Below are 12,223 nucleotides of genomic sequence, written 5' to 3'. Positions count from 1 at the left end.
ACGTTTGAGAGAGACATGAAGTTCCAAGGAGTGCTGTTCTTCCCGGTCACGCCGTTCGGCGCGGACGGCTCGCTGGACGAGGAACGGCTGGCTCAGCACATCGAGGCGGGCGTCGCGGCGGGCGCGGGCGGCGTGTTCGTCGCCTGCGGCACCGGCGAGTTCCACGCCCTGACGCCCGACGAGATCGAGCGCGCCACGCGGATCGCCGTCGAGACGACCGCCGGCCGCGTGCCCGTCCTGGCCGCGGCGGGTGGCCCGCCCCCGGTGGCCCGCGACCAGGCCGCCCGCGTCGCACGCGCCGGCGCCGACGGCATCCTGCTGCTGCCGCCCTACCTGGTGACGGCACCGCAGCGGGGCCTGGTGCGGTACGTCGAGGAGGTCACCGCCGCGACCGACCTGCCGGTGATCTTCTACCAGCGCGGCAACGCCCGTCTCACCGAGAGCACGGCGGCCGAGATCGCCGCCCTGCCGAAGGTCGTCGGCCTCAAGGACGGCCTCGGCGACATCGAGCGGATGCACCGCGTCGTCCGGGCCGTACGCGCCGTGCCCGGCGACGCGGACTTCCAGTTCTTCAACGGCCTGCCCACCGCCGAGATGACCGCGCCCGCCTACCAGGGCATCGGCGTCGACCTGTACTCCTCGGCCGTGTTCGCCTTCGCCCCGGAGATCGCGCTGGCCTTCCACCAGGCGCTGGCGCGCGACGACCGGGAGCTGGTGACGACCCTCCTGGACGAGTTCTACGGCCCCCTCGTGGAGCTCCGCGACGAGGTCCCGGGCTATGCAGTGGCCCTGGTCAAGGCCGGTGTGGCCCTCCGCGGCCTGGACGTCGGCGGGGTACGCGCCCCGCTGGTCGACCCCACGCCGGAGCATGTCGCCCGGCTCGCGAAACTGATCGACCACGGTCTGGAGGCGGTCCGCGCATGAGCACCACCATCGGCACCCGCATCCGCGAGCTGATCGTCACCCCGATCGCCTTCCGCGACCCGCCCCTGCTCAACTCCAACGGCGTCCACGAGCCGCTCGCCCTGCGCGTCATCCTCCAACTCGTCCTGGAGGACGGCACGGTGGGCCTCGGCGAGTCCCCGGGCGGCGTCGCCCGCCTGGAGCGACTGCACGCGGCGGCGCAAGTGGTCGTCGGCATGGACGTCTTCGACACGACGGCCGTCACGGCCGCGATCGACGCCGCGCTGCTGCCCACCGTGCCCAGCTCGCACGAGCGCGGCTGGACCACCTCGGCGGTGGAGGTCGCCTGCCTCGACGCGCAGGGCAAGCTGCTGGACCGCCCGGTCAGCGACCTGCTCGGCGGGAAGGTCCGCGACTCCGTGCCCTTCGCGGCGTATCTGTTCTACAAGTGGGCCGAACACCCGGCCCTGGACGGCCGCGTGGCGGTCGGCGACGACTGGGGCGAGGCGCTGGACCCGGCCGGGATCGTCGAGCAGGCACGGCTGATGCAGCAGCGGTACGGGTTCGAGTCGTTCAAGCTCAAGGGTGGCGTCTTCCCGCCCGACGAGGAGATCGCCGCGATCAAGGCACTGGCGGACGCCTTCCCCGGCCGGCCGCTGCGCCTGGACCCCAACACCGCCTGGACGGTGGAGACTTCACAGTACGTCGCCCGCGAGCTGGACGGCGTACTGGAGTACCTGGAGGATCCCACGGCGACCATCCCCGGCATGGCGGAGGTGGCGGAGGACTCGCCGCTCCCCCTCGCCACCAACATGTGCGTGATCGCCTGGGAGCACCTGCGCCCGGCGATCGAGCAGAACGCGATCCAGGTGCTCCTCACCGACCACCACTACTGGGGCGGACTGCGCCGCACCCGTGAACTGGCCGCGGTCTGCGAGGCGTTCGGCCTCGCCCTGTCGATGCACTCCAACTCGCACCTGGGCATCAGCCTCGCCGCCATGACCCATGTCGCGGCGGCCATCCCCAACCTCGACCACTCCTGCGACACGCACTACCCGTGGAACTCGGCCGACGACGTGATCGTCCCCGGTCCCCTGGAGCTGCGCGACGGGGCGGTGGAGGTGCCCTCGGGCCCGGGCCTCGGCGTCGAACTCGACCACGACGCCCTCGACCGGCTCCACCGGCTGTATGTGGACTCCGGGGTGCGCAGCCGGGACGACACCGGCTACATGCGGCGGATCCAGCCGGAGTACGAACTGCGGTTGCCGCGCTGGTGACTCGGGCCGCGGCGGCGGGCGCGGTCCGAGTCACCTCGTGGCCCGCCTCGACGGCCGCGGCCCCATAGGGTGACCCGCGACCACACGACAGGAGGGGTGAGGGCGTGGGTGAGGGCGGCTCAGCAAGGGCGTTGGTGACCGGCGGCAGCGGTTTCGTCGGAAGTCACCTGGTCAAGCGGCTTCTGGAGCGCGGGTACCGGGTGCACGCCACCGTGCGCGGCACGGCCGACGCGGCGAAGGTACGGCCGCTGCGCGAGATGCAGGAGGCGCACCCCGGCCAACTCTCGTTGTTCGAAGCCGACTTGCTGAGGGAGGGCTCCTTCGACGAGGCGATGACCGGCTGCCGGGTGGTGTTCCATGTGGCGTCGCCGTTCCGCATGCCGGAGAAGATCAAGGACGGCCGGCGGGACATGGTCGACCCGGCTCTGCTCGGCACGCGCAACGTGCTGGCGGCCATCGAGAGGACGCCCACGGTCGAGCGGCTGGTCCTCACCTCCACCGTGGGCGCGATCTTCGGCGACTACGCGGACGTACTGGCCATGGACGACGGGGTGCTGTCGGAGCGGTACTTCAACACCACCAGCACGGTCGAGAACAACCCCTACCACTACGCCAAGACGGTCGCGGAGCGCGCGGCCTGGGACGCGGAGGCCGCCCAGGGCCGCTGGCGGATGGTCGCGGTCAACCCCGGCCTGATCCTGGGCCCCTCCCTCACGCCCGCCTCGGAGTCGGGCAGCCTCTTCCTCCTGGAGGAGCTGTTCAAGGGCTACTTCTTCTACGGCGCCCCGGACTTCAGCTTCACCACGGTGGACGTGCGCGAGGTGGCCGACGCGCATGTAGCGGCGGCGGAGAACCCGGACGCGAAGGGCCGTTACATCCTCGCCGACCGGACCATGACGTCCTTCCACGAGATGTCCCGCATCATCCGGACCCGCCATCCCCGTGACCTCCGCCTCCCGCGCACCGCGCTCCCGCACTGGCCGGTACGTGTCCTGGGCCCCGCCTTCGGACTGACCCAGGACTACATCCGCAAACACCTCGGCATCCGGTTCCGGGTGGACAACAGCCGCAGCGTGAGCGAACTGGGCATCACCTACCGCCCGATCGAGCAGACGGTCCTGGATCACTACGAAGCGTGGCGAAGCCAGCGCGCCGCGCAGTGAATTCGGGTGCCCTACCGCTCCAAGCGTCGAAGGTCACAAAAACGTATCGGACATTTCACATGTCAACCTTCACGCGAGGCTCACAAGTTGGTTAAGTTACGCCTCGGACCGCACGACGACCTCCGGCGAACCCCGCCGGGACGCGCGGCCTCCGCCGAGTCCGGTGTGCGCCCGCGAGGGTCCACTGGAGCCGGGGACCCAACCGAACCTGGGGTGAATCGGCCCAACCGCCCTGCGGGGCAAGGGCCGTAGGGCACACCTTCCGGAACCGACCGCCCGAACCCTCCCCCAGTGCCTGAACGGCCTGGAGGACCCCCACGCTAACCCGGTAGGCGGAGTACGGAAGGAGTACGTCGCCCATGGCGCCGGAACGCAGCGCGCGTCCGGGGGCTCTGAGCCTCCCTGGCATGCGCAATTCCGCACTCGCGTCGGCAGCACTCACCTCTGTGGCCCTGCTCGCCCAGACGGCCAACGCCGCCCCCTCGGCCGCGGACGAGACACCGAGTCGCGAGGAGGTCAGCCGACGGGTCAGCTCCCTCTACGACCAGGCCGAATCCGACACGGGCACGTTCAACGCCACCCGCGCGGCGGCGACCGGCCCGCGCAAGCGCGCCGACCGCCCGACGGACACGGGACGCAGGCCCGCCCCCACGTCCCGGAACGACGACAGCGGGCGCGGCGGCCCCGCGCTCGACAGCGTCGCCCGGCAGTGGTTCGATGTCGCGCGCTCGAAGCTGGGGCCGACCGTCCCGGCGGTGCTGCCGGGCGACAGGATGCCCGACCGCCCCACGGGAGGGCGGGCCGCGCGTACGGGAGACGGCCTCACCGACCGCGGGCGGGAGGCGACCGGCCGGGCCGCGCTGGAGCTGCCGGCCGCACCTGTGGCCGAGTTGACGGCCGGACCGGCCACCGCGACGGCTCCACCGGCCGAACTGACCGCCGGCCCCCTCGCCGCCCTGCCGGCCGCGCCGGAGGCGCCGCGGGACACCTCCCGGACCGCTCTCGCCCTGCCCGCCCCGTCCGCCGAACCCACGGCCGACCCGCAACAGCGGTCCTCGCTGCGGACGTCCAAGGAGCAGAACCAGCGGAAGCTGTCCCAGGCCCGCGAGTTGCTGTCCCTGCACGTGGCGCGGCAGAGCACGTCGCTCGCGGCGGTCGGGGCCCTGCCCGCCGCCGACACCTGGAGTGCCACGCCGGCCCAGGTCCAGTCCGCGGCCGAGACACGGTGGGAGGCGCTGCGGAACCAGGGACCGGCCGACCTCACCACGGTCCCGCCCGGCACGTCGGCGTGGCCCACCACGGCAGACCCGCTCACCGACCCCCTCGCCGCACCCCGGCCCTACGCCACCGAGCAGACCTACGGCACGAGCCATGCCTACGACACGGGGCAGCTCCTCGCCACGAGTCAGGACGCGACGGGCCAGGTCCTCGCCACGGGCACCGCCCTCACAGCGACCGCGCCGCAGGACACCCGGGCCGTGCGGGCCCTGGACTTCGCCCGCGCCCAGCTCGGCAAGCCCTGCGTCTGGGGCACGAGCGGCCCGGACGCCTACGACGGCCCCGGCCTCACCCAGGCCGCCTGGAAGGCCGCCGGTATCGCCCTCCCCCGGACCGCGCCCGAGCAGGCCACCGCAGGCCAAGGGATAGCGCTCACCTACGTCGAACCCGGCGACCTGGTCCTCTTCCACGTCGGCCACGTCGGCATCTACTCCGGAAACGGCATGATGATCCACGCCCCGGGGCCGGGAGCGGCCATCCGCGAGGAGTCCATCCACTACGCCGGGGAGTCGGCGATCCACAGCGTGATACGGCCCGCCTGAGCCATCACCGGGGCCACGACCAGCCAACGATCAGGACTCCACCACCCCGCCGTCCCCGTCAGAAGCTGTTTCAGATCTGCTGATCAGTGACTCTCCATGAAACCCCGCCGGTGCCCGCTCGTTGGGGGGTCATGAGCAACGACACTGTTCGGACTGCCCGCGCGTCGGCGAAAGACTTTGCACTGGGCTATGACCCCGGCGATTCGCTCCGTACCAGGGCATTCGGGGTCTTGGTCGACCGAGCGGCAGAGGCCTATGGGATCAACATGCACTACGCGGGGGACGACCCGGACGCCGCGCGCGAAGCAATGGAAGCTGGCCTGGCGTCTGTCTCTCGGGGTTTCGCCGCTGCGGCACTGGAGGCTGTCGCTCAGAACGAGACGCTGGCGCTGAGCCTCGACCAGAAGTTGCACCTGGGCGAACTGGCCGGCGAGTTGGATCTGGAGACCGTGGAGTTCCTCCGTGGTGCATGCTGATCAGGAGCAACGTGCCTGAGAACCGGTGATCTGTGCTGCTCTATCACATATGACGGAGTCGTTCAGCCGCATGCCAGATACGAGCCGTGTTCGGGCAGGAACGGGATAGCTCGCACGCGAAGTGGGGTATTTCCGGTCGTTTGTGGTGACCTTGGGGCGGTCGGTGGAGCCTCGGGCATATGCGGGCCGGAGTGATGGTGGCCGGTGAAGTGCTGGTCCTTCCGGCCCCTGGGAGTGTGCCCCGTGGTCCAGACGGTCGGCAGTGTGCCATGCGAGCGTTTCGATGATCTGGTGGACCGGTCGGTGGAGCTGGTCCGCGTGATGACAGGCTGCCAATTCGCCCTGGGAGACATCGCGCTGGAGATCGCCCCGTTGCGCACGCACGGAGGGAACATGGCGCTGGGCGAGGGCGAGGAGCTGGGGGTGGAGGACGCGTTACGCCTATTCGCCGAGCAGACAGGGCTGTCCTTCCATACCGTGCGCACGTATCGGTGGGTGGCCGCACGCTGGCCGAAGGACCAGCGCCAGGAGGGCGTCTCCTTCGAGGTGCACCGGATCCTGGCATCGACGCCGGACGCGTACGAGCTGATCCAGCACCCGCCGGCCAACGAGCGGACGGGCCGCTGCGAGTGGAGCGGGGACGCAGCGAAGCGGGCGGCGGGCTGGGCGACCGCGACACCCGTGACGGTGGAGGAGAAAGTCGAGGCCATTCGTGACCTCGCGCAGGACGAGCAGGTGGCCGCCCAGGCCGCATGCGATCTGCTGCACCGGCCGGAGGTGGCCTTCCGGGCCATGCGGGACCGGCAGGCCCGTGAGCTGGTCAACCAGGCCCAGTTCGACCAGGCCGACCTCGCCGAGGAAAGCGACGAGGAGGAGTGGTGGGAGGGGAACGACGCAGAGGAGGACAGCGTCGTCGATCCCGTCGCAATCGTGCGCGGGTTCCACCGGTCGATGGAGTTCACCGACTTGATCGGCGTCTGCCAGGGCTTCGTGGCCGGGGCAAGCCGACTGGTGCCGAAGCTGCGGGGCCGGGAGTTCTCCGAGTCCCAACTCGCCCTGGTCACACGCCAGGTGGAGAAGATCAGGGCCACGGCGGACTGGATCGAGACAGCGGTGTCCACCGGCAGGGTGGACCTGGATGAGGCCCTGGCCGAGCTGTTGCGGGGCCAGTAGCCATGAAACGGAGGGCGGGACACCCCGCTCATGTTCATGGTGAAGCCGTACGCAAGGCCCTGGAGGAAGCACGTCCAGCCGGGCTGCACCTCAAGCAACTGGTCAAAGCCACCAAACGGACCCCCGCGCAGGTCTGGACGGGGCTCCGGTTCCTGCGCAAGACCGCGGTCAAGGAAGGAATACCCCCGGTGACTTTCAGCAGACGGGACGGGTTCCAGCTGTCCGAGGAGCCCGAGGTGTGGATCGCTTACGAACGGGCCGTCTTCGAGGCCGAGTTGCACCGGATCACGAACTTCATCGCCGGGATCGTCGCCCCGCACACCAAGCGCACCCCCGAAGGACGAGTGGGCCCGCCTGGTCCTGGAACAGCTCGGCGGGGTCAAGGCAACCCTCGAAGTCCTCACCCGCATGGAACGCTGATGACCTGCACGAACGAAACCGGAGCGCCGGCCGTGCGTGAGCGGCACTATCCCAGCGACATGACGGACGCCGAATGGGCCGTCCTGGAGCCCCTGCTGCCGCCGATGGCCTGCACCCTGCCCACGGGCGGGCGCCGGGAGAAGCATCCGCGCCGTAACGTGGTCGATGCCATACGGTATGTCAACGACAACGGGATCAAGTGGAGGTCCGTTCCCGTCGACTTCGGCATCCCCTGGCGGACGGTGTATGGCTATTTCCAGCGCTGGCGGGCCAGCGGGGACCTGGCCCGCATCCATGCCGAGCTGCACGAACAAGTCCGCGTCCATGACGGCATCAATCCCCGCACCGTAGCGGTGATCCTGGACTCCCAGTCCGTCAAGGGATCCGAGACGGTGGGCCAGGACACACGCGGGTTCGACGGCGGCAAGCTGATCAACGGCAGGAAGCGACACCTGGCCGTGGACATGCGCGGCATGCCCCTGGCCGTCATGGTCACCAAGGCCTCGCCGCACGACAGCATCCCCGCCCGCGACCAGCTCTTCCGCCTGCGCCTGACTCATCCCGAACTCACCGTCGCCTGGGCCGACTCCGCCTACGGCGGGACCCTCGTCGACTGGTCCCGCTCCTTCCTCGGCATCACCCTCAAGACGGTACCCCGCCGCAAGGACCAGGACGGATTCGCCGTGCTGGCGAAGCGGTGGAGGGTCGAGCGGGCCATCTCGTGGATCATGAGAGCCAGGAGAAACGTCCGCGACTACGAGCGGCTCATCTCCCACAGCGAGGCCCACATCACCTGGACCTTCATCACCCTCATGGTCCGCCGCCTCACCCGCCCTCCCCGGCCACCACGCGCCGCGCCCCACCCCGTCGAACCGGTGAAGACGATCAACAAGCCCAACCCCATACGCCTCCGGATGCAGCAGCCGAACACCATCCGCCTCGCCCCCACCGCCTTGCACTGAAGTCCTCCATTCCGGCCGCGTAACTCATACGGATGGGATCCCCTATGCGGTTGCCGTTGTGCCTGTTTCCGAACTTAACGAGCGGGATCCCCCGACTGCGTCCGGTATAGGGGTATCACCGAGATACGGGTACAAGCCCCGCTTTGGCTTACGAGAGAAAACAGGAGCAGACGATGACAGGTATGCGCATTCCGGACTTCTATGCTCCGTTCCCGCTGGAATGCAACCCTCATATGCAGGAAGCCTCCAGGGTCATGTGGGAGTGGATCGACTCCCACGGGCTGGCGGCGACAACCAAGGCCCGTGCCCGCATGCTCAACACCGGGGCCGATCTGTCGGGTGCGTACGTCTGGCCGCGAGCCGAACCCGGCATGCTGTCACTGGGTCTGAGGTGGCTCGCGTTGACGTTCCGGATCGATGACCAGCTCGACGAGGACGACTCGGACGAGCAGCCGGGCTCTCGCTCCCAGGCAATTGAGGAGCTGTGCGGGATCCTGCACGGCGCTCCTGCCCAGCCGTCCCCGGTCGCCGATGCCCTGCACGGACTGTGGGAAGAGACGAGGACGGGGACGCCGGCGAGCTGGCGGCGCGTCTTCGTCGCCAGCTTCGAGGCGTTCTTGCGGTCTTACACCCTGGAGGCAGAACTCAAGGCAGCCGGCCGGATACCGGAACTCCCCGAGTACCTCGGGTGGCGGATGTACTCGGTCGGCATGCCTTGGCTGTGGGACCTCGACGAACTGCGCCTGCCGCTGTTCCTCCCCGACAGCGTGCGCACCTGCGAGGCGATGAGCACGCTCCGGCGGGCGGGCTCACTGCACATCGCCTTGGTCAATGACGTGTTCTCCGTGGAGCGGGAAAGCATGCTCGGCTACCCCTACAACGCGGTCTCCCTCATCATGCGGGCACAGGGATGCTCTTTGCAGGAAGCGGTGGCCCAGGTCGCAGGCCTGGTCGCCGAACACGCTCGCACGGTCAGCCGCATCCTTGAAACAGACCTCGCCGCCGAACTCCGGCACCAGCATCTGCCCCCCGACGCCCACGCGGCCGCCCTCGACTACGGTCAGAACATCGCCTTGAACCTCCGCGGACAACTCGCCTGGCACGCCTCGGTCCGCCGTTATGTCACCACCGACATCACCGGGCCATGGGCAGGGAATTACCCCGACGATCTGCTGCGGCAGACAGACTGACCCACACGATCGGGCGGCGCCGTCGGCGTCCTCGGCGAGGATGCGGTAAACGGTGGCGACCGAAGGGCGCTTGCCCTGGTTCTTGCCCGAGGTGATGACCAGCTTGCGGGCGATCAGGCATGGACCCCGCCCTGCGCCCGTGGAGGAAACTCATTGCCCCATTGACCCGTATCTCGGGTATCGCCGAGATGAGCCCAAAGGGGCCATGGAATGTTCTTGAAGGCGTGCAATAGGTGCTGCGGGTCCCATCCGATCGGGTAGCGATGGACGTCCTGCACGCCTGTCGGTGGGTGGGAAGAACACGCGCGTCACTCAACGTCACTGATCAGCGGATCTGAAACAGCTTCTCAGGCGGGGTGGTTCTTCTTCGCCCACCTCGGCTTTGTCGATACGTCCTGACAAACCCATTGACATCATCTGCCGTCCGCCGCATAGTACCTGCCACTAGAGCGCGCTAGTGGAGCGCTCCAGCCGTTATCCAGCGGGCGGTACCCGTGAACCTCCCCCACCTGAGATCCGCCCCGACCAGCACAGCGAGGTGCATGGGACATGCGCAGACACCACCGAGCCGCGACACTGACCGCCGCCGCCCTGGCCGCCGCCCTGTTCGCCGCGGGATGCTCCAGCAGCTCCGGCGGGAAGGAGGCCGAGGAGGGCTCCGCCGGCGCCTCGGCGGGCAAGGCGACCACACCCCGGATGACCGTGGCCATGGTCACCCACGCGGCTCCCGGTGACACCTTCTGGGACCTGATCCGCAAGGGCGCCGAGGCCGCCGCGGCCAAGGACAACATCAAGCTCGTCTACTCCAGCGACCCGAGCGCCGGCAACCAGGCGAACCTGGTGCAGAACGCGATCGACCAGAAGGTCGACGGCATCGCCCTCACCGCGGCCAAGCCGAGCGCCATGAAGGCCGTGGTGGCCAAGGCCACGGCGGCCGGCATCCCGGTCGTCGGCTTCAACGCCGGCCTCGACGACTGGAAGGGCCTCGGCATGCTCGAGTACTTCGGGCAGGACGAGAACATCGCCGGTGAGGCCTTCGGTGAGCGGCTCAACGAAACCGGTGCCCAGCACGCCCTCTGCGTCATACAGGAACAGGGCCATGTCGCCCTGGAGGCCCGCTGCGCCGGCCTGAAGAAGGGGTTCGAGGGCAAGACGGACATCCTCTACGTCAACGGCACCGACATGCCGTCCGTGAAGTCGACGATCACCGCCAAACTCCAGCAGGACTCCTCCGTCGACCAGGTCGTCACCCTCGGCGCGCCGTTCGCGCTGACCGCCGTGCAGTCGGTGTCCGACACGGGCGGCAAGGCCAAGGTCGCGACGTTCGACCTGAACAAGGAGTTGGTCACGGCCGTCCAGGACGGCAAGGTCGAGTTCGCCGTCGACCAGCAGCCGTACCTCCAGGGCTACCTGGCGGTCGACTCGCTGTGGCTGTACAGGACGAACGGCAACTTCAGCGGCGGTGGCACGGCTCCGGTGCTGACCGGGCCCGCCTTCATCACCAAGGACAACGTCGACGCGGTGGCCGAGTTCGCCGCGAAGGGCACGCGCTAGCCGCGTCCATGGACAGGCGGGGTCGGCCGTGGCCGCGACGGGGCGCGGCCGATCCCGCCGCTGTTGCTGCTCAGGCCGGCTCCCGCGGGACCGGCCCGCTTGTGCCCCGGACGACGAGCTTGGGGTCCAACACCGCCTCGCGCGGCTCCCGTTCGGGGTCCTGCAGCCGGTCCACCGCGAAGCGGACCGCGTGCTCGGCCATGAGGACCGCGTCCTGGCGGACGGTGGTCAGGCCGATCGACATCAGATGGGAGAGGTGGCTGTCGTCGTACCCGACGACCGACACATCGCGCGGGACCTCGACGCCCGCCTGCGTCAGTGTCATCAACAGGCCGATCGCGCAACGGTCGTTGCCCGCGAGGACCGCCGTGGGAAGCGGCAGCCCCCGCTCGCGCTCCGCCAGCAGCAGGTGCGCCGTCTCGATGCCCGACTCCTCGGTGTGGAAGCCGGGGATGACGCGCGCCTCGTCCGCCAGCCCGTGCCGGCGCATCCCGGCCCGGTAGGCGCGGCGCCGCTCGGCCGAACCGGGGCCGCGCCCGCCGTCGATGTGCACGATCCGGCGGTGGCCCAGCTCCACGAGGTGGTCCATGGCCTGCCGGACGCCCTTGCCCTCGGCACTGTGCACGAAGTCCATGCGCGCGTGGGGCACCCGGCGGCTGACCGAGACGGTGACGGTACGGCGGCTGAGCGCGTCGAGGTAGTCGGGCTCCGCGTCGGGGCCGAGCAGGATCACCGCCTCGCAGCGATGTCCGAGCAGCGCCTCGACCGCCTTCTCCTCACTGCGGCCATGGGTCGCGGCGGAGAGCAGGACGTCGTAGCCGAGCCGCTCGGCCTCCGGGTAGATGCCCGCGATGAGGTCCGTGTGGAAGGTCTGGTGGACGGTGAAGAGCACACCGAGGGTGCGACTGCGGCCGCGGGCCAGCAGCCGGGCGGCGTTGTCGGGCCGGTAGCCGATCTCGTCCGCGATGCGTAGCACCCGCTCACGGGTCTCACGGCCGGCGCCCGGCAGGTCGCGGAAGATGATCGAGACGAGCGCCCGGGAGACACCCGCCTTCTCGGCGACGTCCGCCATCGTGGGCCGCTGCTTGCCTGCTGCATCCACCTGTGGCTCCCACCCTTCGACGCTGCTCACCTTAACGGGGCCTCGAAATCTCCCGGCAACAAGCTATTGACATGACATTTGGACCAGGGTCATCGTACTCGGACTAGAGCGCGCTAGTAGAGCGCGACAGCACATCCGTGAACACGTTCGCCGGCATCCGTCCCTCCCCTCCCCTCCCCTCCC

General features: G+C 69.5%; 10 protein-coding genes. 9 read left to right on the top strand and 1 reads right to left on the bottom strand.

Annotated elements, in window-relative coordinates; translation table 11 throughout:
- Positions 1–15: 15 nt before the first annotated feature.
- From ADK36_RS19080 to ADK36_RS19040, 9 genes are all read left to right on the top strand, one after another.
- On the top strand, positions 16–924 hold the full coding sequence (locus ADK36_RS19080; protein ID WP_053198378.1) for a 5-dehydro-4-deoxyglucarate dehydratase: 909 nt from the start codon (positions 16–18) through the stop codon (positions 922–924).
- Complete coding sequence (locus ADK36_RS19075) at positions 921–2,180, top strand: glucarate dehydratase family protein (protein WP_048580755.1); 1,260 nt, start codon at positions 921–923, stop codon at positions 2,178–2,180. The genes ADK36_RS19080 and ADK36_RS19075 overlap by 4 nt, the downstream gene beginning before the upstream one ends.
- Positions 2,181–2,284: 104 nt before the next feature.
- A complete protein-coding gene (locus tag ADK36_RS19070; RefSeq protein ID WP_053198377.1) occupies positions 2,285–3,343 on the top strand; it encodes an NAD-dependent epimerase/dehydratase family protein in 1,059 nt (352 codons plus the stop codon).
- A gap of 407 nt (positions 3,344–3,750) precedes the next feature.
- Complete coding sequence (locus ADK36_RS46365; RefSeq protein ID WP_053198375.1) at positions 3,751–5,163, top strand: C40 family peptidase; 1,413 nt, start codon at positions 3,751–3,753, stop codon at positions 5,161–5,163.
- 131 nt (positions 5,164–5,294) lie between these two features.
- A complete protein-coding gene (locus ADK36_RS19060) occupies positions 5,295–5,639 on the top strand; it encodes a hypothetical protein (protein ID WP_048580752.1) in 345 nt (114 codons plus the stop codon).
- A gap of 243 nt (positions 5,640–5,882) precedes the next feature.
- Positions 5,883–6,812, top strand: coding sequence for a DUF6192 family protein (locus tag ADK36_RS19055; RefSeq protein ID WP_048580751.1), 930 nt, complete (start codon positions 5,883–5,885; stop codon positions 6,810–6,812).
- A 188-nt stretch (positions 6,813–7,000) separates the two neighbouring features.
- Positions 7,001–8,194 carry an IS5 family transposase gene (locus ADK36_RS19050; protein ID WP_159029128.1) on the top strand — a complete coding sequence of 398 codons (1,194 nt, stop codon included), beginning with the start codon at positions 7,001–7,003 and terminating at the stop codon, positions 8,192–8,194.
- 173 nt (positions 8,195–8,367) lie between these two features.
- Positions 8,368–9,384, top strand: coding sequence for a terpene synthase family protein (locus ADK36_RS19045; protein ID WP_078916148.1), 1,017 nt, complete (start codon positions 8,368–8,370; stop codon positions 9,382–9,384).
- 549 nt (positions 9,385–9,933) lie between these two features.
- The gene (locus ADK36_RS19040) at positions 9,934–10,938 is read left to right on the top strand and encodes a substrate-binding domain-containing protein (protein WP_053198373.1); all 1,005 of its coding nucleotides are present in this window, start codon (positions 9,934–9,936) and stop codon (positions 10,936–10,938) included.
- 70 nt (positions 10,939–11,008) lie between these two features.
- On the opposite strand, the gene ADK36_RS19035 is transcribed toward ADK36_RS19040, so the two are convergent.
- Positions 11,009–12,010, bottom strand: a complete 1,002-nt coding sequence (locus tag ADK36_RS19035) for a LacI family DNA-binding transcriptional regulator (RefSeq protein WP_048580748.1) — start codon at positions 12,008–12,010, stop codon at positions 11,009–11,011.
- Positions 12,011–12,223: the final 213 nt, after the last annotated feature.

It is taken from the genome of Streptomyces viridochromogenes, from assembly GCF_001270495.1.
GTDB lineage: Bacteria > Actinomycetota > Actinomycetes > Streptomycetales > Streptomycetaceae > Streptomyces > Streptomyces viridochromogenes_A.
This window is presented reverse-complemented; position numbering and strand designations above follow the sequence as displayed.

Excerpts from the sequence above, each read along its gene's own strand:
- ADK36_RS19035 (WP_048580748.1), bottom strand. The coding sequence starts at position 12,010 with ATGGCGGACGTCGCCGAGAAGGCGGGTGTCTCCCGGGCGCTCGTCTCG.
- ADK36_RS46365 (WP_053198375.1), top strand. The coding sequence starts at position 3,751 with ATGCGCAATTCCGCACTCGCGTCGGCAGCACTCACCTCTGTGGCCCTG.
- ADK36_RS19080 (WP_053198378.1), top strand. The coding sequence starts at position 16 with ATGAAGTTCCAAGGAGTGCTGTTCTTCCCGGTCACGCCGTTCGGCGCG.
- ADK36_RS19060 (WP_048580752.1), top strand. The coding sequence starts at position 5,295 with ATGAGCAACGACACTGTTCGGACTGCCCGCGCGTCGGCGAAAGACTTT.
- ADK36_RS19075 (WP_048580755.1), top strand. The coding sequence starts at position 921 with ATGAGCACCACCATCGGCACCCGCATCCGCGAGCTGATCGTCACCCCG.
- ADK36_RS19040 (WP_053198373.1), top strand. The coding sequence starts at position 9,934 with ATGCGCAGACACCACCGAGCCGCGACACTGACCGCCGCCGCCCTGGCC.
- ADK36_RS19045 (WP_078916148.1), top strand. The coding sequence starts at position 8,368 with ATGACAGGTATGCGCATTCCGGACTTCTATGCTCCGTTCCCGCTGGAA.